The organism is Cohnella cholangitidis (genome assembly GCF_014107495.1).
GTDB classification, from domain to species: domain Bacteria; phylum Bacillota; class Bacilli; order Paenibacillales; family Paenibacillaceae; genus Cohnella; species Cohnella cholangitidis.
In genome coordinates, this window is sequence record NZ_CP041969.1 from 368,934 (window position 1) to 389,356 (window position 20,423).

The following is a 20,423-nucleotide window of genomic DNA, read 5'->3' on the forward strand; positions in this document are numbered from 1 at the left end:
CTTTATGGCAACCGGTCGTCTGGATTTGTTCATATCCAAGCTTCCCCTTCATACCGTCGTCCTTACTCTCAATTGTTCCGATTCCGCATCCGAATTGCTGGCCATTCCCCATAACGTAACGGTAACCCTCAAGCGGGGCACGATCAAACAAGCCATACAGATTCAGTTTCTGGAAGGACGGGAATGCTTCGCCGACTTCATGGAGATGAATTTCGCGTTAGCGCGACGGTTTCAGCTTACCGCATTGCGAAGATATTCTCTTACGTACAATCCGGCCGATCGCTCGCTGACCGTTAAACCCTCGCCGCTGAGCGATACGTCTGCGCTCTTGATGACAAGCACGTTAGGTTCCGGCACCGTGTCCGTCGGGTATGAGCTCTTATCCAGGCTCGGCATTCCCGAACGCCAAGGAACCATCATCAAGGTGCGCCAAGGCAAGAACGTCACTCGGATGCGTCTGCACGTGCCCGCGAATTTATCGGACGACCGGCTCAGGCTACCCAACCATTGGCTGCAAAAATGGAAGCTCAACGCCAATCAGCCCCATCTGTTCCAATTCGATCAACGGAACTTCACCTTAAGCCTGAGTCCGTTTCCCCCAACCCTCCGCTAACGGCTCCATTCAAGACAAAGGACCACGCGATCCGCGTGGCCCTCCGTTTTCACTTCGATTTTTTCTTAGCGGCCGAACGCCCTTGCTTCTTCGGATCGTCCGACTTCGGAGCCCGCGTCTGCGAGTTCGGAATGCCTTCTGTCATCAGATAGTCCTCCTTCAGCATTCAGGGTTAAATCCCTGGCGACAGTAGGGTGTCAACTATTCCTGCGACTTATTCAATCCGCTCGGCACATAAGCCCAGCCGCTCTTAGTCACTGGCTATTAATCGCATTGTTCCGGAGCTTCCGCCGGTTTCGCCGCTTCCACGTCGATTTTCTCCGCTACCGAATCGCGAATGATCGAGACGATCGATTGCAGCATATAGTTCACGTCCACTTGGCTTTGCTGGAACTGCTGCACGATCGGAATATTGTCCAATTCGTCTTGAATAGCGTCGATCTCCGCTTCGATCTTCTCGACCATAGCCGGGTTTTTGAACGTGTTCTGGAACGCTACGAGTTCCTTCTGTTTTTTCTTGATCGTCGTGATCAATCCTTGAACCTTCTCATGGTTCTGGATAAGCTTCTCCGAACGTTGGTAGAGCTCGACTTCTTCGGTCGTCGTAATCCGCTCCGCCAATTCTTTGGCCATGGCCAAAATATCCTCGCGAACGATCAATTCCCGGTTATCGAACTTAGGGATCGAGCATCCCTCGCCATGTTCGTGATCATGGTCGTGATCATGTGCGTGTGCTGACATTGTGTGGTTTCCTCCCGATCGATTGTTCTACGATATTTGCTATAAGCAAGTACAACTTCTTAACCTGCAAAGCCCGCTATTGCTGCCGGTTCACTAACGACTTCCGCTTTGACGTACCACGATTGGGCCGCGGTAACTTTTACTTGCACGAACTGCCCGATCCATTCCTTCTTGCCTTCGAAATGAATGAGCTTATTAGAGCGGGAACGTCCCGATAGAACGTTAGACTTGTTCTTGCTCTCGCCTTCGACCAACACCTCGAACACTTGCCCTACCAGCTCTTGGTGATGCTCGAGCGATAGTTGTCCGATCAATTCGTTCAGACGGGCCAGCCGGCTCTTCTTCACTTCGGTCGAAACGTCGTCGGCCATATCGAACGCGGGCGTGCCTTCTCTCGGAGAATAAATATACGTATAAGCCGAAGTAATCCCCGCTTCGCGCATCAACGTGAGCGTCTCTTCGAACTGTTCGTCCGTCTCTCCCGGGAATCCGACGATGACGTCCGTCGTAAGCACCGCGTTCGGAATTTCCTTGCGAATCCGGTGCGCCAGCTCCAAGTAACGTTCGCGAGAGTATTTGCGGCTCATCTTCTTCAGCACTTCCGTGCTGCCGGACTGCACCGGCAAGTGGATATGCTCGACGAGATTTCCGCCCTTCGCCATCACTTCGATGAGATGATCGTCGAAATCTCTCGGATGCGAAGTCGTAAACCGGATGCGAGGAATATCGATCTTCCGCATGTCGTCCATTAGATCCCCGAAGCGATAGGAACGATCAGCGAAATCTTTGCCGTACGCGTTCACGTTCTGGCCCAGCAGCGTCACTTCCTTGAACCCTTGCCGCGCCAGCTCGCGAACTTCCGCGATGACGTCCTCCGGCAGACGGCTTCGTTCTTTGCCTCTCGTATAAGGAACGATGCAGTACGTGCAGAATTTATCGCATCCGTACATGATGTTTACCCAAGCCCGCAACCCTTCGGTACGTTTCTTAGGCAAGTTCTCGATGATGTCGCCTTCCTTGGACCACACGTCGATAACCATCTCTTTGCCGAAATGCGCTTCCTGCAGCAAGTGAGGCAACCGGTGAATATTGTGCGTTCCGAAAATCATGTCGACGTGGGCATGCTTCTGCATGATCCGGTTAACGACCGAAGCTTCCTGCGACATGCAACCGCATACGCCGAGAATGATCTCCGGGCGTTGCTGCTTCAGAACCTTCATATGTCCGAGCTCGCCGAACACTTTATCCTCCGCGTTCTCGCGAACGGCGCAAGTATTGAACAGAATAACGTCGGCTTCCATGCGATCGTCGGTCGACGCGTAACCCATTTCCTCGAACAAGCCGCGCATCACTTCCGTGTCGTGCTCGTTCATCTGGCAGCCGTACGTTTGAATCAAATATTTTTTCCCTAATCCGAGGTTCTTCAGCTCGTCCGGAACGGCATTCTCATAGTGGACTTGAATTTCTTCTTTGCCCCGTTGCTTCTCTTGCCGATAGTCCGGCTCGGAGACGATATGGATATCCCGTCCGTTCAGACGGATCGTTTTGCCGTTGTGGTCCTCGGAAATGACTTTAGCACCGGAGAAATCGAAATATTTGCTGAAATCCTTCGTCTCTTTGGCCATTTCCTGTTTCCTCCCATAGAAAACGGGCAAGCTCCGGCGAGCCCCGCTTCTCGTCAATCCTACCTATTATAGCATGAACATCTGAATGGATGCGAATCGGAAAATAGAAAAAAAGTACCGAATCCAAGCCCTTTCGGCTTGAAGATTCGGTACGTTATTCCGTCCGTAAATCTATAAAGCTATGCGTATTCCCATAGCTGCATCGCGGCTCCGATCATGCCGCCTTGGTTTCCGCTGCTTGACGGCACGATCTTAACGCCATTCAAGAAGGAAGGCATAGCGCGCTTGCGCGTTTCCTCCTCGATTCGTCTAAGCAACGGTTCCCCGACATCCGCCAAGCCTCCGCCGATGACGACGACCTGCGGGTTAAAGACGTGCAGCAAGCTGGCGACGGCGGCTCCCAACGCTTCGAACGCCTCGTCCATGACCGCCGCGGCTACGGCGTCTCCCGACATCCAGCGCCTCACGGTTTCTCGCGTATCGAGCGGCCCATCGTCTTCCATCGTCCCGGTCGCGACCAGTCTTTCGTTCATCCGCTTGGCGATTGAAGTTCCCGAGGCGTACGCTTCCAAGCAACCTCTGCCCCCGCAGATGCACGGGAGGCCGCGGTAATCGACGCTCATATGTCCGATCTCTCCAGCTCCGCCCCATAGTCCATGCACGATCTTGCCTTTGTCCACGATGACGCCGCCGATTCCCGTCCCGAGCGCCAAGCAGACCATGTGATCGGCTTGTCTTCCCGCTCCGGCGTATTTTTCCGCCAATGCCAGCACGTTGACGTCGTTATCGACATGGACCGGCATGCCGAATTTCCGTGCGATCAACGATTTAATCGGCGTACCGGTATACCCCGGCAGCAAGTCGGAAGCATGGCGGATAACTCCGGTCTCCCATTCGACCTGACCCGCCGTACCTATGCCTATTCCTCTTACCGTTAGCAACGGCTCATTGTCATGCACACCTTGCAGCAATCGAGAAATCGCAATCGCTACGCGGTCTTCGACGACGCATTCGCCCGCCAGAGTAGGCAGGCTGTTCGAACAAACGACCTTACCATTGCGGCCGATAACGCCAACGTTGATTTTCGTCCCGCCCACGTCGACGCCTATCGCGAACTCGGAAGAGGGATCGAATACCGGTAATTCCAACTCCGGCACCTCCTATCCGAGCTTCTGGCGAATCGCTTTGACATAACGCGCGGTAATCAGTTGCGGACGGGTAATGGCGCTTCCGACGACTACGTAATCGGCTCCCGCATCTAGAGCGGCTACCGCTTCCTCCGGCGTCCAGATCCGTCCTTCCGCCACGACGGGAATGTCGAGCTCGCCGCTCAAGCGGCGAATCAGGTTCAGATCCGGACCTTCCTGCTGCGTGCTGTACGGGGTATATCCCGACAGCGTCGTTCCGACGAAATCGGCTCCCAGCCTAGCGGCAGCGATGCCTTCTTCGTAAGTCGACACGTCCGCCATGACGGCTGCACCGCGCTCATGAATGTAACCGAACAGTTCGACGACCTTATCCAGCCGGCCTTCCCGATCGGTCACGTCCATCGCCACGATATCCGCGCCGGCGTCGAGAATCGCCGCAACCTCTTGCATCGTCGGCGTAATGAAGACGTCCGCCCCCGGAATCACCCGCTTGATCAATCCGATCACGGGCAAGTCAATCGCTTCTTTTATCGCCCGAATATCATGCGCACCGTTCGTGCGGATGCCGATCGCTCCGGCTTCCAGCGCGGCGCGCGCCATTTTCGCCATCGTATCCCCGCCGTGCAACGGTTCGTCCTCGAGCGCTTGCGCCGAGACGATTAACCCTCTGCGAGGGAATATAGTTGAAATTTTCGCCATGTTCTCATTTCTCCTCTGAGGGTTATTTTACCGCTCCCATCGTCATCCCTTTGACCAGATGCTTCTGTACGAAGATTCCGAAGATAAGCATCGGAACCATGATGAAGGTGCCTGCGGCCGACAACGGTCCCCATTCCGTTCCTTGGAACGTCATGAACGACGTGACGAGCACGGGCAGCGTTTGCGTCGCTTTGCCCGTCATGACGAGTCCGATCAGGAACTCGTTCCACGCAAGCACCATCGATAGAATGAACGTCGCCGCCAATCCTCCGCGTGCCAGCGGAAGAATGACCTTGAAGAACGTTCTCGTCTCCGAACAACCGTCCACGAATGCGGCTTCGCGAATCTCGCTTGGAATATCCTCGAAATAAGTGACCAACATCAACACCGCGAACGGCAAATTCATCAGCATATACATAAAAATGAGCAACGCGTAGGAATCGGTAACACCGATTTGCACGGAGATGAAGTAGATCGGCAGCAGCATAAGGATCGGTGGAGCGACTCTGGAGCTCAATATGAATGTCATGATCTTGGATTTTTTCGGAAAGTTAAAATAAGCCAATGCGTAAGACGTTACCGCGGCGATACAAAGGCACAACAGGGTGGATACGACAGAAATGAGCACGCTGTTGCCGAATGCCGCGAAAAAATCGGATCTGCCGAATACGTTATTGTAGTTGTCTAGAGTCGGCTCGAATATCCATTTCGGCGGAATCGCGAACGCGTCCCGATTGTTTTTGAACGAGGTGGAAATGAGCCAGACAAGGGGGACCATGAAAAAGGTCAAAATGCAGCCTACGCCGACATAGAACAACCCGGATTTGGTTTTACGCATTCGTCTCCCCTCACTTTCTGGCCTTCGAGCCGTTTAGTTTGTTGTACACCATCGTGAAAATAAAAGTGATAATGACGGTAATCGTTAAATTAATGACCGTTGCGTAGCTAATGTTAAAGTTGTTGAAGCCTTGGATATAGGCGTACATGTTCGTCGTTTCCGTCGCTAGCGACGGACCTCCCCGCGTCATGACGTAAATGATGTCGAAAGTCTTGACGCTGTCGATGATCCGAAGCAGGAACGCGATCAACAGAGAAGGTGCTAACAGAGGAAGAACGACATGGATAAAGCGTTGGATACGCGACGCGCCGTCGACTTCGGCTGCCTCAAGCGGTTCGTTCGGCATCGCGTCGAGACCCGCGGCAAGGATGAGGAATACGAACGGAGTCCATTGCCACACGTCCGCGATAATGACGGAGATCATGGCCAGATCCATGCTGCCGAGCCAATTGTGCTTGCTGCCGAGTCCGAACACGCCCATATAGTAGTTGATAATTCCGGCGTTCGGATCGTAGAACACCCTCCAGATCAAACCCGATACGACGGGCGTCATGATCATCGGAATGAGGAGCAGCGTTCTGACGAGTTTCCTCCCGGCGAACTGCCGATTCAGGAACAGGGCAAGGCCCAAGCCGAATAACAATTCGATTCCCGTCGCCGATACGGAGAAAACGAATGTCCTCCATAACGAAGCCCAAGCCCTTGAATCATGGAACAATGCGACGAAATTGTCGAATCCGACGAAAGAGGTCACCGATTTCACCAAGTTGATATCTTGGACGGCCATATAGATCGAATACCCCATGACTACGACGGACATGATGCCCAGAATAAGCATCACCGGCATGATCCAATAAAGGGCTCTGTTTCTCAGTTGTTTAATCATTCGTTCACACCCTTAAGGGGCCAAGCAACCTTCATGCCGATTGCTCATGGCGCTTGCTTGGCCCTTGATCGATTTCGTCTTCCGTTTTATTTCGCGGATAAGAGCTTATTGTTCAGATCGTTGGCTTCCTTCAGCGCGTCCGCGGCCGACTTATTGCCCAGCAGCGCCTTGGAGATCGCTACGCCCGTGTTGTTGATAATTTCGTTGGATTGCGGGATTTGCGGCAAGTATTGGGTGTTGCCGTTCTCGATCGCCTTCAGCATCGTGTCTTTGAAAGCGCCGAATTTCGTAACGAACGCATCGTCCTGCATCGCGGCCAAAGAAGAAACGCCGGAGTTCGGTTCGATGGACATCGACTTGATTTGCTGTTCCTTAGCGGTCGCCCAGGTCATGAACAACCAAGCCGCTTCTTTGTTTTTGCTTTCTTTGGACAGGTACATGCCATGAACGGTTAGCGAGGATGCTCCGCCCTTCGGATTATCCGATTGCGTAGGCACCGGCGCGTAGCCGACTTTGCCGACGATGGAGGATTCTTTAGGATCTTCGTTGAAGGCGCCGTTCACCGTCGCATCGATCGTCATTGCCGCTTTGCCTTGCTGGAACAGAAGGCGATTTTCTTGCCAGCCGAAGTTGGCTACGCCGGTCGGACCGTATTTGTTCAAAATTTCTTGATAGAAATCTAATGCTTTAGCCGCTTCCGGAGACCCCAGGTCCGTTAAGCCTTGTTCGTTCAACCATTGTCCGCCGAAGCCCCATAGGAACGTCGCCCAGACGTAGACGTTCTGAATGCCTTGTTCTCCGCGCAGCGTGATGCCCGCGATATCCCCGTTGGACTTTTCGCTTACGGTCTTCGCCGCCGTCATCAGTTCGTCGAACGTCGTCGGAACTTTAATGCCGTATTCTTCGAATAAATCTTTGCGATACATAAGGAAAGTGCTCTCGCCGTATACGGGAAGCCCGTACATGACCTTGTCGATTTTCATCGCGTTCAAATATTGCGGCACGAAATCCGCTTCGTCGTAATCCGCGTTGATAGATGCGTTAGCGGCGAAAGCGTCCAGCGGCTCTACGTAGCCGGCATTGACGTAACCGTAACCATGTACGATATCGTCCATGACGATATCGTAACGCCCGGATCGGCTCGAGAAGTTGATCAGCGCTTTGGAAGTCAAGTCGCTGTAAGGAACGATTTCCAGATTCACCTTGATCCCTGTTTTTTGTTCGAACTCGGGCAATATTTTCTGAATGGCGTTGCTCGTCGAGTGCCCTTCGAGCAGAACGCTGATTTCTTTCCCTTTATAAGGCATGTCCGAGCCGGACGACGCGTCGCTTGCTCCCGTTCCCGTCGCTCCGGCGTTATCCGCTTTATTGCCGCAGCCTGCGACCAATACGGACGTTGCCAGCAATGCGAATGCTCCCCATTTTAACCGTTTGTTCATTGAAAATTCCCCCTATTGTGAGATCAGTCGTTAGTAGGAACGGAGACCGGAAGGCCGGTCAACAGCGATTTCTCCATGCACGAAGCGATAAGCACCGCACGGTAAGCGTCTTCGACCGTAATCGGCAATGGCGCGTCTTCCGTAACCGCAAGGACGAACGAGGTCAGCTCTTCCTTCATGATTCCCGTCAAGCGACCGTACATTTCCATGCCGTACATCGTATCCGGATAAGCGAATCGGCCGCCCGCATGGCGCTGAATGTTCTGGTTGACGATGTTGACGTTGATGGCGCCGTCCGTTCCGATGATGTCGAGCTTCGCGTCGAGCTCGTAATAATGGTCGGGCATAACCCAGCTTGTCTCATAGCTTCCGACCGCTCCGGACGCCAGCTTGAAGGTCGTTACGGCAGCGTCGCCGACGTTGAATTCGTTAAGACGATTGCGGACTTCCGCCGTGTATACTTCTACGATGCGATCCCCTGTCACCCATTCGATCGCGTCGATATCATGAACCCCTAGGAACATGAGCACGGACGTTCTGCCTTTCAGCCTTAACCCGTTCTGATAGGAGTTGTTCCGTCTAGCGTACAGATGCAGCGGACTGCCCAGTTGCCCGGCTGCGATGGACTCGCGAGCGTGATAATACCGCGGATCCCAACGCAGCGTATGTCCGACCATCATCTTGATCCCGGACGCTTTCACTTGATTGACGATCGCCTTCGCTTCGATCAGGTCCGTCGCAAGAGGTTTCTCCATCAATACGTGCTTTCCGTGTTTGCATGCTAGCTTCGCAAGCTCGTAGTGCTGGTCGTCGGCAGTGCAGATGCTGACGGCGTCCAACTCCGCCATACCGAACAGCGCTTCCAAGTTTTCCGCCGCCTTTGCTTGATACCGTTCCGCCATACGATCGGCATGCGCCTGGTTAATATCGTATACCGCGACTAACTCTACTCCGGCCATTTCCGAATAAATACGCGCGTGCGTTTGCCCCATCACGCCTAATCCAATGACCGCTACTTTCATCTTCCCCATTGTCCCTGCCTCGCTCTCTTGCCTATGTTATGGCTTTTGTATAACGCTTACATTTCACATTATAGAAAGCCGGACGAGGGGGAAGAAGGAACGCAATCGAGAACATTGTTCACGATTTCGCGACGTGTAAACGCTTTATTCACGATTTTCATGCGAATGTTCACGAAATTTTTACCAAATGGTCATTCCTCGCAAATAAAAACCTCCTATTCCAGAGGAATGGAGGTTGTCGATCCGGCCGAATAGTTAGCCCGATACCGCTTGGGGCTCATGCCTTTTACCTTTTTGAATATTCGTCCGAAGTAGTTAATATTGTCGTACCCGACCTTCTCGGCGATCGCATAACTAGGAAGATGCGTTTCCCGGAGCAATTCCGCCGCCTTCTCGACTCTCAGTCCGTTCATGTATTCGATTAAACCCGAGCCCGTCTCTTTCTTGAACAAATAACTTAAATACCCTTCGCTAATGTTCGTCATTTCCGCCGCTTGCTTCAGGGTGAAGCTTTCGGTGTAGTGTTTTTTCAAATAAGTCGTAAGCGCATGGATATCTTCCCTCATCCGCTCCCGCGAGGCGGATCGGATCGTGTCCAAGCACTGGGCGATGTAGGCGTCGAACCATCTTTCCGCTTCGCCGATTCGTTTGAATTCGATCATCTGGCTGTAGGCCGGACGCTCTTTCTCCGATGCTTGCACGATGTGTTCGCCGAATTTCCTGAATGCCGATTGCAAGCAGTAAAAGATATCCAAGCAGATTTGGATCGTACTGGCAATCGGTTGTTTCCCGCTTCGGAGCTTGTCCATTATATGGGCGATCAGGCGCTTCATGCCCTCTTCATCCAATCTCTCGACGAAGAGCGCCAGTTCCTTCTCCTCCAGCTTTGTGAACAGGGCAAATCCGTAGACGACCTCTCGCCGTTGCATTCGTCATATACATACACTCTAACTCCGCATTCATAGAAGCGTCCGTCCAGCGCCAGCTTCGACTGCGCATAAGCTTGCGACAGGCCGTTCGGTTCTCCGCAAGCGCCGCTGAACCCGACATCGATCGCCGCTCCTGCGAAGCGCTCCGCCGCGCTCGCCAAATCCGTTCCGATCTCCTTCAATTGTTCCGCAGCAGCAGCCGAATGCATCCACAGAAGGAGCACGGCTTCCGTCTCCGTAGAACGAATGAGGGAGGCGTCCGCCCATTTCCGTGCGTTGAGCTCCAGAACGTTCGCTAACGTGGCAACCGAACTTGCGGATAGCGGAGCGCCGCCGGACTCGTCCTCCGTTCTCGCCACGATGACGTAGGCTGCTTTCGTTCCGAACTTCTCCAACAGCTCCGCTCGATTCAGATCCTCGGTTGAAGATTTGCCGTCGATGCAACGGCGAAGGACATCCTCCAAGCTATCGCCGGATTCCTGTGAAATACGAGGGCTTTGGCCGTTGACGATCTCGGATTTGCGGTCGACGTTCGGAACGATGCGGCTTGCCGTCTCTTGCAGCAGCCGAATCAATTTGTCCGGGTCGACCGATGCTTTCAGAATATAATCGTCGGCTCCTAACTTCATCGCGCTCCGAACGTAATCGTATTCGTCGTGGCTGCTAAGCACGAGAATCCGGATCCAAGGGTACAATCGTTTCACCGATTCGATCAGTTCGATCCCGTTCATATTCGGCATCTTAATATCGGTTAATAGAATATCCGGTTTAACCTGCTCCAATAGAACCAATGCCTCTTTCCCGTCGCAAGCTTCCCCGACGTGCCGAAATCCGTTCGCTTCCCAGTCGATCACCGATTTCATCCCTAAGCGAACGATAATCTCGTCATCGACCAGCATGATCTTGATCGACATTGGACTGCTCCCCCCTTCCCTTCAGGAACGGCAACCGATAGGTAACCGTCGTTCCTTCGCCTAGCTTGCTGTCGATCTCAAGACCGAATGATTCCCCATATTGAAGCTTCAGCCTATCGTGAACGTTCCGGACGCCGATTCTTTTCGTTTCCTCTCTGCCTGTCGACTCGCTCAGCCACGCTTGGATTTCTTCCAACCGTTCCTTGTCGATTCCGACGCCATTGTCGCTAACGGTGAGGATTAGCGTACTTTGGGCGAGCAGAGCTTTCACTTCAATAATCCCTTTGCCCTGAACCTGATCCACCCCATGCTCGATACTATTTTCAACGATCGGCTGCAGCATGAATTTAACCGTTTCGGCTTGTAACAGCTCTACCGGCACGTCGAATACGATGTCCAGCTTTTCGTTGTATTTCAGTTTCATCAACGCGATATAATTTTGTATATAATCGATTTCGTCTTTAAGCGTATTCAGAACGCTTCCCCTGACGATGCTTCCTTCCATCAACCCGGCCAAGCTGGACAGCATTTGTCCGACCTCGCGCTCGCCCCTCATGTAGGCGGTCCATTTGATGTTGTTTAACGTATTCAGAATAAAATGCGGATTAATCTGAGCTTGCAACGCGCGGAAACGCATGTCTTCCTTCTGCTTGTATTCGTCCTTGACGCGTTGCAGCAAATCCTTAACTTGGCCGAGCATCTGGTTATAGGTTCTCTGCAGAACCGATATTTCTTTAGGTCCGCTTATTAGAATAGGGCTATTGAATTGATTGTTCTCCATCCCCGTCATTTTCTTCACCATCACGATCAACGGCCTCGAGATCCCATTAGCGATCGCTATCGTCAACAGAACGAACAATACGATAATGACTCCCGACATCATGAAATTCGCTTTACGGATATCGAATATTTCTTTGAACACGGTATCGTAGGGAACGATCTGAACGATAGTCCATCCCGTCTGGCTGATTTTGTACGTATTCACGATTTTCTTATCCGAACCTTCTCCGACGGTCGATTGTCCACGGGAGGTTTCCTGGCTATTCATGACGGCATACTTGACCGGCAAAGCGCTTCCTAGCTTGTCTTTGTTGGCGCTCGAAATAATCGTGCCTGACGAATCGGTTAAATAAACCTCTCCTTCAAGCCCCGTAATATAGCTATACAAATCTTCTTCCGCTTTGCTGAACAGCAGAACGCCAAGCTTGCGATGAGTTTGAGGATCCAGAATCATCTTGGCTAGCGATACGGTCGGTCTTTTGTCCGCGAAAGTATAATTGGTTTTCCTGAACACCCATAACAATTGATTCGGGGATTCGTTCAAGCGGGCGAGCCAATCGCTGCGCATGATCTCATCGTAAACCTGCGGTTCCGTATATCGGGATGTTAGCATATTCCCGTTATAATCCATTATCGCGGCGTAAGTCGTATGTTTCGATCTCGAGACTTTATTGAGCTCGTTATGCTGCAGCTCGTATTTCCCGTATGGCGTAAGCGCTTTCGGATCTTGCAGCAGCTGTATGACGCTCGGGTTTTGCGTGATTTCATTGGCATCCGTGAACATGTCTTCCGTCGTGAATTCGATATTCCTTCCCGCCAACGTGAGCGCTTCCTGAGCGGAGTGGCCTATCTTCGTCTTGATCGCGTTCTCCAAAGGCTTGTCCAGAAAATAAAACGTAAACAAAAACGGCAAAATGAGTATAAGCAGAATCAAAAAAATAATCTGATTCCGGATCGATATTTTCTGGGAGAGGGTGCCTAATCTAAGATTCATTTGCCATTTCTCCTGTCGTTCGATTTCCCACCCCAGTGTAAACCCGCTTATCCGATCTGTAAATGGCAAAAGCAGGTAACTCGTCCGTTTACATCGTCAGACCTGCTACAACAAACAAACCGTCTTCCCAAGGAAAACGGTTCGTTTCGACTGCAGAATGAAGCATTAGTCCACGATTTCGCCGAAGTCGCCGGTGTTTACGTTAGCCGCGTTACCTTCGTCCGTGTCGATGTGCATATCGAGAGCGAATTGGTCGGATACCCGTGCCAGCACCTGCTCGAATACGACGCCGCGTTCGCCGCCTACCCGCACTTTAAGCAACTGCTTGTCCGATATTCCCCAGCGCTCGGCATCCGACGTGTGAAAATGAATATGGCGCGCGGCCACGATAACGCCTTTGTCCACGGTAACTTCTCCCGCCGGTCCTACGATCCGTATTCCCGGCGTCCCTTCGATGCTGCCCGATTCGCGCAGCGGCGGTTGAAGACCTAGCGAGAATGCATCCGTGCGCGACACTTCCAACTGCGTCGCGCTGCGAGCCGGTCCTAGAATACGTACTTTAGGGAAAGAACCTTTCGGTCCGTATACGGCTACGGTTTCATTAGCGGCGAATTGTCCAGGCTGCGATAGCGGTTTAAACTCCGTCAAAGTCGCTCCGGCGCCGAACAGCAGTTCGACGTGCTCTTGGGAGAGATGAATGTGGCGAGCCGATACGCCTACCGGCACTTGTTTCACTTCGGATATCGTCATGAACAACCCTGCCTTCCTATGATTTCCTATCCCCAGTATAACGCAAGAGGCGCACGGGACAAACCCGTGCGCCTCTTGAATATCGTGCTTGTTCGTGCTTATTTGAATTCCGTCAACAGTTTGTCAAAGTCTTCGCGGGAAATTTTGATATCCTGCTTCGAGAGGGCTTCTTCCTTGAAGCCGACAGCCAAGTCTTCATACGACTTGCGCTCTTTGTTCTGGTAGATCAGACCGGTCAACATGCCGTTCGTTTCCATGATTTTGGTCATCGCGGCAACGCGGTTGGAAGGATCGTAATCCGGGAATTGCTCCAGGTTCACGATGTTCTCCTTGAACCAATCGTAAGTGTTGATCTTATTGAACGTTACGCAAGGGCTGAATACGTTGATAAGCGAGAAGCCTTTGTGGCTCAAGCCTTGCTCGATCAGCGACGTCAACTGCTTCAAATCGCTGGAGAACGATTGAGCTACGAACGTAGCGCCTGCGGACAGAGCGATCTCGAGCGGAGACAGCGTAGATTCGATCGAGCCTTCGGGCGTCGATTTCGTCTTGAAGCCTTCCGCGCTTCGCGGAGAAGTTTGACCTTTGGTCAAGCCGTAGATTTGGTTATCCATGACGATATAAGTGACGTCCAGGTTACGGCGGATCGCGTGGACCGTATGGCCCATCCCGATCGCGAAGCCGTCTCCGTCACCGCCCGATGCGATAACCGTCAACTCGCGGTTAGCAAGCTTGACGCCTTGCGCGATCGGCAACGAACGGCCGTGGATCCCATGAAGGCCATACGCGTTAATATAACCGGAGATCCGGCCGAACAGCCGATTCCCGAAATGACCGCAAGCTGTTCGGGCTCCAAGCCAACGTTGGCTGCCGCGCGCTGAATTGCCGCCTGTACGGAGAAATCTCCGCAGCCAGGGCACCAGTTTGGCTTAACGTTATTGCGAAACTCTTTGAATGTAGCCATCTTAGTTCAGCTCCTTGCACGCTTTGTGAATTTCCGAAGGCAAGAACGGCGTTCCGTCATATTTAAGCAGATTGCGGATTTTGTCGTGATATCCGATGTTTTGTTTGATCAAGTTAGCTAATTGGCCCGTAGCGTTGTTCTCCAGAACGACGACTTGCTTCGCCGCATCCAGATGAGGCTGCAGCAATTCTACCGGGAACGGATGCATCTGCCGAACCATGATTTGATTCGTCGTAATGCCGTCCGCCGTCAAGCGGGTACGAGCTTCCTCGATCGTTCCGCCCGTCGAACCCATCGCTACGATGAGCAGATCCGGATTCGCGTTCGGCGCATCGGCTTTCACCGCGTTCGTCACGCGAAGATTGCTGATTTTGCCTAAGCGTTTGTCCATCATTTTCTCGCGGTTGAGCGCGTTCTCCGAAGGTCTTCCCTCTTGATCATGCTCTACGCCCGTTACGTGATGAATGCCGTGTTTCGCGCCCGGAAGCACGCGAGGAGAAACTCCGTCTTCCGTGAATTCGTACCGTTTGAACAAACGGTTGTCCTCGTTAGGCGGCAATTCTTCGGTAACCAGCTTACCGCGGTTGATCACGATTTTGTCGTAGTCGAGCGCTTCCGACGTTTGTTTACCGAGCGACAACTGCAAGTCCGTCGCGACAATGACCGGAATTTGATATTCCTCGGCAATGTTAAAGCCTTCAATCATATCGTAGAAACATTCTTCGATCGTGCTCGGCGCAACGACCAGCTTAGGAATCTCGCCGTGCGTACCGTAAATAAGCGCGTTGATATCCGATTGCTCTTGTTTCGTCGGCAAGCCCGTCGAGGGACCGCCGCGTTGCGTATCGACGATCAGAAGCGGAGTTTCCGTCATTCCGGATAGACCGATCGCTTCCATCATCAACGCAAGACCCGGACCCGCGGAAGCCGTCATCGTACGGACGCCCGCGTAGTTCGCGCCGATTGCCATCGTAACCGCTGCTATTTCATCTTCCGTCTGTACGACCGTTCCGCCGAACTTAGGAAGCTTTTTGATCAAATACTCCATGATTTCGGAAGCAGGAGTGATCGGATAGGCGGACATCAGTCGGCAGCCCGCGGCGACGCAACCTAGCGCCATCGCTTCGTTACCGATCATGAACAGCTTCTGCTTGCCGTCCGCTTCTTCCAGCTTGAATTCGTCGAGAGGACCGCCCGCTTGTTCGAGCACGAATTCCGCGCCGCGGCGAACCGCTTCCACGTTCTTCTCTACGATTGCGGCTCCTTTGCGTCCGAACTCTTCTTCTACCGCTTTATTAAAGACTTCCATTGGCAAACCTAACAGCCCCCAGGATGCCCCGGAAGCGACCATATTTTTCATGAGGGAAGTGCCTAGCTCTTCTGCAATTGCAGTAATCGGTACGGCGAATAACCGCGCTTGCACGCCATCTGGGATCGTCGGCGAGAATTTCGCGTCGGCGACAACGACTCCGCCCGGACGAAGCTCACCTGCGTTTAGATCGATGCTCTCCTGGTCAAAAGCGACTAGAATGTCCAGGTCATCGGATATCGCGCGAATCGGCTTCGTGCTGATGCGGATTTTGTTGTTCGTGTGTCCGCCTTTAATCCGCGAGGAAAAGTGTCGGTACCCGTACAGGTAGTAGCCCAGACGGTTAAGTGCGGTAGAGAAAATACGGTCGGTACTTTCCACGCCTTCGCCTTGCTGGCCGCCAATTTTCCATGACAGTTGACTGATCACAGTGCCCATCTCCTCTTAATCTCTGGTTCGTCAATTTTCGACAGAATTACCCTATAATATTTTTTATTACCCTCATAAATATTATGTTTTACCAACGTAAATTGCAAGACATATTCGCGTAAGCAATAGATAACAGTTTGAGATTAGACCGATGCCGAAATGAGATCGATGTCGGCTCAACGATTCAATTAGGTAGATTTTTTAGGAAAAAACGGTATGCGTTTTCGCCGAGAATGTCGTTCACGAGCTTCTCCGGGTACCTCTTTAATAAAGCCTCGGTAAGGTCCGGATATCGCCCGGGGTGTTCGAGGCCTTGGACATGCCGGGAAATGCCGTCGAAATCCGATCCGAAGGAAAGATGTTCGGATCCCCCTAACGCGCATACATGCTCTACATGGCGAAGCACATCGTCAATCGTCGCGGGCTCTTCGGCTGTAACGAACCACGGGACGAAAGTAAGCCCGATGATTCCTTGCGCGGCGATGATTGCTTGAATCTGCTCATCCGTCAGGTTACGAGGATTGTCTCTAATCGCGCGAGCGTTAGAATGCGAGGCGAAAAAAGGGCGTTTGGCGCGTTCCGCCAACTCCCAGAAGCCTCGATCCGATAGATGGGACACATCTACTAGGATACCCAAAGATTCGCATTCCGTAACAAGCTGCCTTCCCGCTTTCGTAAAGCCTGCTCCGCGTGGCTCCATCGCTCCGTCGCACGCCCAATTGGCGTGATTCCATGTCGGTCCGAGCAGCCTCAACCCTAACCGGTGCAGGAGCCGCAACGTCCATAGCTTGCCTTGAAGCCCATCGACGCCTTCCAGGGACAGCAATGCGCCGATCGTCCCCTCTTGTTTGGCTTTCTCTAGATCCGAGGCTCTGCGAATAAGCCGCAGCCCTTTTATGGTTAATACTTCGCTCCAGAATAGCTCCGCCGCCTGAAGCACGCTCTCCGGGTTGGCCGGAACCGTGTCGGGCACGTACAAGGCGAACACTTGCAGTCCGATCCCTCCTTGCCTTAACCGCTCGGGAGTTGCATCGAAAGCTCCACTCTTGTCTTCCCTTCCCCATTTGGACCCGGGGTTTTCAAGCAGCTTGCATAACACGTCAATATGCAGATCCGCAATTCTCATCCTGTTTCCCCCCATAGCGCTTCTCGAAAATATGTACCCCGAACGGCACAAAAAAACCTGTCGCGTCGATGATACCGAGACGTAACGCAAGTTACGCCGCCTCGATGATCATCTTGAAACAGGTCGACAACTTTCCAAGCGAATTGCTTACCGGGGTTCGACAATGAGTTTAATCGCCGTCCGGTCTTCTCCATCGATCACGATATCCGTAAATGCCGGGATGCAGATCAAGTCTACTCCGCTAGGTGCCACGAATCCGCGGGCGATAGCGACCGCTTTGACCGCTTGGTTGAGCGCCCCGGCACCGATAGCTTGCAGCTCGGCAGCCCCGCGTTCGCGAAGCACGCCTGCTAGTGCGCCTGCTACGGAATTTGGATTGGACTTTGCGGAAACCTTCAATACTTCCATGACCAGTACCTCCTCTTATGACAACCCGCATAGTTCTTCGGTTGCATCGGGAATTATTCGGAAATCAAAGGATGGGCCCACTAAGGCATACTTATTCGGTAACGCGCCCGATAATTCCTTCTTTTCCTAAGCGGTTTGGTCATGAAAATGTCCAATTATTCAGATTATTGCTACACGGCGATCCAGGAATCTTCATCTACGGTAATGTTTTGTATTTTAACGGCTTTTCCCGTCGATTCATCTATGTCCACGAATACGCCATTTAACGTCCATTTTCCTTCCGCCACGGTGAACCTGCCGGGCATTCCCGTAATGAAGCGACGCAATACCGTCTCCTTCTCCATCCCCAACACTCCGTCGCGAGGTCCGGTCATTCCGGCATCCGTCAAGTAAGCCGTTCCTTCCGGCAAAATCCGGGCATCGTTCGTCTGAACATGCGTATGCGTGCCTACGACTAACGAAGCGTAACCGTCCAAGTGCCAGCCCATCGCGATTTTTTCGCTCGTCGCTTCCGCATGGAAATCGACCAAAATGCACTTCGTGCGACGACGAAGTTCTTCTATCTCTTCATCCGCGGTGCGGAACGGACATTCCGCGGGAGGCAAGAACGTCCGACCGATCAAGTTAACGACTCCAAGATCCTTGCCGTTTCCCTTTACGATCATGCTTCCGCGGCCCGGCGTGCCCGGCGGCAAGTTGGACGGGCGCACGATCCGCGGTTCATCGTCGATAAACTCGAAGATCTCCCGATTGTCCCACGTGTGGTTGCCCATCGTGATCCCGTGAACTCCCCACTCGAACAGCTCCCGCGTGATTGCCGCGTTAATCCCGCGGCGCCGGCGGCATTTTCCCCGTTCGCGATAATGATGTGCGGGTTATATTTGTCTTTGATCCACGGCAGCAGCCGCTTAACCGTATCCCTGCCTACGTTGCCTACGATATCTCCGATAAAAACGACTTTCATTTCCTGCTCACGCTCTCTTTCCATATCCAGCCTTAACCGAAGAAAAGGAAAAGTGGCTGCATGTTGCCGCAGCCACTTTCAGCCTTCCCTGCATTCCGTAAATTATTTAGCGTACTCGACCGCGCGAGTCTCACGAATGACCGTAACCTTGATGTGTCCCGGATAATCCAGTTCACCCTCGATTTTCTTCGTAATATCTCGTGCCAGGCGGAACGCCTCCGTATCGTCGATCTTTTCCGGTTGGACCATGACGCGAACCTCGCGTCCGGCTTGAATCGCGTACGATTTCTCGACGCCTTCGAACGATTCGGAGATTGCCTCCAGCTTCTCGAGCCGGCGGATGTAAGTCTCCAACGTTTCGCGGCGCGCTCCAGGGCGTGCGGCGCTAAGCGCGTCTGCAGCTCCTACGAGCATTGCGATAACCGATGTCGCTTCCACGTCGCCGTGGTGCGACGCGATACTGTTGATAACAACAGGATGTTCCTTGTATTTCTTGCCCAATTCCACGCCGATCTCGACATGCGAGCCTTCCACTTCGTGGTCGAGCGCTTTGCCGATATCATGAAGCAAGCCGGCGCGTTTCGCAAGCGTGATGTCCTCTCCCAGTTCCCCTGCCATCAGGCCGGTCAAATAGGCGACTTCCATCGAATGCTTCAACACGTTCTGGCCATAGCTCGTCCGGAATTTCAGACGACCTAGGATTTTGATCAAATCCGGATGCAGGCCGTGCACGCCAACTTCGAAAGTGGCTTGCTCGCCGTACTCACGAATTCTCTCATCGACTTCCTTACGGGACTTCTCCACCATTTCCTCGATCCGAGCAGGGTGAATCCGTCCATCCGCAACCAATTTTTCAAGCGAGGTACGAGCAATCTCGCGGCGGATCGGGTCGAAGCCCGATAGAATGACCGCTTCCGGAGTATCATCGATAATGAGGTCAATACCCGTTAACGTCTCAAGCGCACGGATGTTACGACCTTCGCGACCGATGATGCGTCCTTTCATCTCTTCGTTAGGCAACGTAACGACGGATACCGTCGTCTCCGCCACGTGATCCGCGGCGCAACGTTGAATGGCGAGCGAGATGATATCGCGAGCTTTCTTGTCGCCTTCCTCTTTCGCTTGCTGTTCGATTTCTTTGATCATCTGAGCCGTCTCGTGACGCACTTCCTGTTCCACGTTCGACAAAATCATCTGTTTGGCATCTTCCGTCGACAGGTTCGAAATGCGTTCCAATTCGGTCATTTGCTGCTTATGCAGCGTTTCGATCTGATCCTGGATCTCTTCGACCCGTTTCTCTTTGTTGGCGACTTGCTCCTCTTTGCGTTCCAACGCTTCGAGCTTGCGGTCCAACGACTCTTCCTTCTGCAAGAGGCGTCTCTCCTGGCGTTGAATTTCGTTGCGGCGTTCGCGAATATCGCGTTCCGCTTCGTTACGGAGCTTGTGCACCTCGTCTTTGGCTTCCAGTACCGTTTCTTTGCGAACGGCTTCCGATTCTTTCTTGGCAGACTCGACAATTTGAATGGCAGCCGCTTCGGCACTAGAGATTTTGGCTTCCGCAATGGATTTGCGTGCGACGTAACCGATCCCAAAGCAAAGGACGCCAACAACGAGAACGATCAAGATCCAGATCCATGAAGCCATCATGGTCTTTCACCTCCTCGTTGCATCACCAAGGCAACCGCTTGGGGATACTTATTCAATTGATTTTCCGGTTTCCAAACCGTTTGATTACATGTGAACAAAACATAAAGGGTCGAAAAAACACGTACTGAATCGCTTTTTGGAAGGAAAAAACGTTCAGTTGGGAAGATGGAATACAAAATCATTTTATCTTTTGCTAAA

General features: G+C 52.6%; 17 protein-coding genes and 2 pseudogenes. 1 reads left to right on the forward strand and 18 read right to left on the reverse strand.

Going from position 1 to position 20,423, the window contains the following annotated elements; translation table 11 throughout:
- Positions 1-4: 4 nt before the first annotated feature.
- On the forward strand, positions 5-613 hold the full coding sequence (locus FPL14_RS01850) for a hypothetical protein (RefSeq protein WP_182301424.1): 609 nt from the start codon (positions 5-7) through the stop codon (positions 611-613).
- A gap of 264 nt (positions 614-877) precedes the next feature.
- Here FPL14_RS01850 and FPL14_RS01855 read toward each other — a convergent pair whose 3' ends face one another.
- The 18 genes and pseudogenes from FPL14_RS01855 to rny all read right to left on the reverse strand — a co-directional run bounded on the left by FPL14_RS01855 (position 878) and on the right by rny (position 20,222).
- Positions 878-1,354, reverse strand: a complete 477-nt coding sequence (locus tag FPL14_RS01855; RefSeq protein WP_182301426.1) for a YlbF/YmcA family competence regulator — start codon at positions 1,352-1,354, stop codon at positions 878-880.
- Between the two features lie 59 nt (positions 1,355-1,413).
- Positions 1,414-2,979: a tRNA (N6-isopentenyl adenosine(37)-C2)-methylthiotransferase MiaB gene (gene miaB / locus FPL14_RS01860; RefSeq protein WP_182301427.1), complete on the reverse strand. Its 1,566-nt coding sequence runs from the start codon at positions 2,977-2,979 to the stop codon at positions 1,414-1,416.
- 179 nt (positions 2,980-3,158) lie between these two features.
- The gene (locus FPL14_RS01865; protein WP_182301429.1) at positions 3,159-4,127 is read right to left on the reverse strand and encodes an ROK family protein; all 969 of its coding nucleotides are present in this window, start codon (positions 4,125-4,127) and stop codon (positions 3,159-3,161) included.
- A gap of 12 nt (positions 4,128-4,139) precedes the next feature.
- Complete coding sequence (locus tag FPL14_RS01870; RefSeq protein WP_182301430.1) at positions 4,140-4,826, reverse strand: N-acetylmannosamine-6-phosphate 2-epimerase; 687 nt, start codon at positions 4,824-4,826, stop codon at positions 4,140-4,142.
- Positions 4,827-4,848: 22 nt separating this feature from the next.
- Entirely contained in the window at positions 4,849-5,664 is an 816-nt protein-coding gene (locus FPL14_RS01875; protein ID WP_182301431.1) for a carbohydrate ABC transporter permease, read from the reverse strand.
- A gap of 10 nt (positions 5,665-5,674) precedes the next feature.
- Positions 5,675-6,550, reverse strand: coding sequence for a carbohydrate ABC transporter permease (locus FPL14_RS01880; protein ID WP_182301433.1), 876 nt, complete (start codon positions 6,548-6,550; stop codon positions 5,675-5,677).
- Between the two features lie 86 nt (positions 6,551-6,636).
- Entirely contained in the window at positions 6,637-7,989 is a 1,353-nt protein-coding gene (locus FPL14_RS01885) for an ABC transporter substrate-binding protein (RefSeq protein WP_220471205.1), read from the reverse strand.
- Positions 7,990-8,012: 23 nt separating this feature from the next.
- On the reverse strand, positions 8,013-9,020 hold the full coding sequence (locus FPL14_RS01890) for a Gfo/Idh/MocA family protein (protein WP_182301434.1): 1,008 nt from the start codon (positions 9,018-9,020) through the stop codon (positions 8,013-8,015).
- A 206-nt stretch (positions 9,021-9,226) separates the two neighbouring features.
- A complete protein-coding gene (locus FPL14_RS01895) occupies positions 9,227-9,844 on the reverse strand; it encodes a helix-turn-helix domain-containing protein (RefSeq protein ID WP_182301435.1) in 618 nt (205 codons plus the stop codon).
- Positions 9,841-10,854 carry a response regulator gene (locus tag FPL14_RS01900; protein WP_182301436.1) on the reverse strand — a complete coding sequence of 338 codons (1,014 nt, stop codon included), beginning with the start codon at positions 10,852-10,854 and terminating at the stop codon, positions 9,841-9,843. The genes FPL14_RS01895 and FPL14_RS01900 overlap by 4 nt, the downstream gene beginning before the upstream one ends.
- Entirely contained in the window at positions 10,826-12,628 is a 1,803-nt protein-coding gene (locus tag FPL14_RS01905; RefSeq protein WP_182301437.1) for a sensor histidine kinase, read from the reverse strand. Before FPL14_RS01905 ends, FPL14_RS01900 begins: the two co-directional genes overlap by 29 nt.
- Positions 12,629-12,793: 165 nt before the next feature.
- On the reverse strand, positions 12,794-13,378 hold the full coding sequence (gene pduL, locus FPL14_RS01910) for a phosphate propanoyltransferase (protein WP_182301438.1): 585 nt from the start codon (positions 13,376-13,378) through the stop codon (positions 12,794-12,796).
- A gap of 98 nt (positions 13,379-13,476) precedes the next feature.
- Positions 13,477-14,342 (reverse strand): annotated as a pseudogene (locus FPL14_RS01915) (2-oxoacid:ferredoxin oxidoreductase subunit beta).
- Between the two features lies 1 nt (position 14,343).
- Positions 14,344-16,080, reverse strand: a complete 1,737-nt coding sequence (locus FPL14_RS01920; protein ID WP_182301439.1) for a 2-oxoacid:acceptor oxidoreductase subunit alpha — start codon at positions 16,078-16,080, stop codon at positions 14,344-14,346.
- A gap of 184 nt (positions 16,081-16,264) precedes the next feature.
- Entirely contained in the window at positions 16,265-17,206 is a 942-nt protein-coding gene (locus FPL14_RS01925) for a dipeptidase (protein WP_182301440.1), read from the reverse strand.
- 147 nt (positions 17,207-17,353) lie between these two features.
- Positions 17,354-17,614 (reverse strand): stage V sporulation protein SpoVS, encoded by a 261-nt coding sequence (gene spoVS / locus FPL14_RS01930; protein ID WP_027084382.1) that lies wholly within the window; start codon positions 17,612-17,614, stop codon positions 17,354-17,356.
- A 170-nt stretch (positions 17,615-17,784) separates the two neighbouring features.
- A pseudogene (locus tag FPL14_RS01935) lies at positions 17,785-18,602 on the reverse strand (TIGR00282 family metallophosphoesterase).
- Between the two features lie 78 nt (positions 18,603-18,680).
- A complete protein-coding gene (rny, locus tag FPL14_RS01940; RefSeq protein ID WP_182303809.1) occupies positions 18,681-20,222 on the reverse strand; it encodes a ribonuclease Y in 1,542 nt (513 codons plus the stop codon).
- Positions 20,223-20,423: the final 201 nt, after the last annotated feature.

Bases quoted from the DNA above. Each gene is read 5' to 3' on its own strand.
- pduL (WP_182301438.1), bottom strand. From the start codon at position 13,378: ATGACGATATCCGAAGTGAAACAAGTGCCGGTAGGCGTATCGGCTCGC.
- FPL14_RS01880 (WP_182301433.1), bottom strand. From the start codon at position 6,550: ATGATTAAACAACTGAGAAACAGAGCCCTTTATTGGATCATGCCGGTG.
- FPL14_RS01900 (WP_182301436.1), bottom strand. From the start codon at position 10,854: ATGTCGATCAAGATCATGCTGGTCGATGACGAGATTATCGTTCGCTTA.
- FPL14_RS01875 (WP_182301431.1), bottom strand. From the start codon at position 5,664: ATGCGTAAAACCAAATCCGGGTTGTTCTATGTCGGCGTAGGCTGCATT.
- FPL14_RS01855 (WP_182301426.1), bottom strand. From the start codon at position 1,354: ATGTCAGCACACGCACATGATCACGACCATGATCACGAACATGGCGAG.
- rny (WP_182303809.1), bottom strand. From the start codon at position 20,222: ATGGCTTCATGGATCTGGATCTTGATCGTTCTCGTTGTTGGCGTCCTT.
- FPL14_RS01885 (WP_220471205.1), bottom strand. From the start codon at position 7,989: ATGAACAAACGGTTAAAATGGGGAGCATTCGCATTGCTGGCAACGTCC.
- FPL14_RS01895 (WP_182301435.1), bottom strand. From the start codon at position 9,844: ATGAAGCGCCTGATCGCCCATATAATGGACAAGCTCCGAAGCGGGAAA.
- FPL14_RS01905 (WP_182301437.1), bottom strand. From the start codon at position 12,628: ATGAATCTTAGATTAGGCACCCTCTCCCAGAAAATATCGATCCGGAAT.
- FPL14_RS01890 (WP_182301434.1), bottom strand. From the start codon at position 9,020: ATGGGGAAGATGAAAGTAGCGGTCATTGGATTAGGCGTGATGGGGCAA.
- spoVS (WP_027084382.1), bottom strand. From the start codon at position 17,614: ATGGAAGTATTGAAGGTTTCCGCAAAGTCCAATCCAAATTCCGTAGCA.
- miaB (WP_182301427.1), bottom strand. From the start codon at position 2,979: ATGGCCAAAGAGACGAAGGATTTCAGCAAATATTTCGATTTCTCCGGT.
- FPL14_RS01850 (WP_182301424.1), top strand. From the start codon at position 5: ATGGCAACCGGTCGTCTGGATTTGTTCATATCCAAGCTTCCCCTTCAT.
- FPL14_RS01925 (WP_182301440.1), bottom strand. From the start codon at position 17,206: ATGAGAATTGCGGATCTGCATATTGACGTGTTATGCAAGCTGCTTGAA.
- FPL14_RS01870 (WP_182301430.1), bottom strand. From the start codon at position 4,826: ATGGCGAAAATTTCAACTATATTCCCTCGCAGAGGGTTAATCGTCTCG.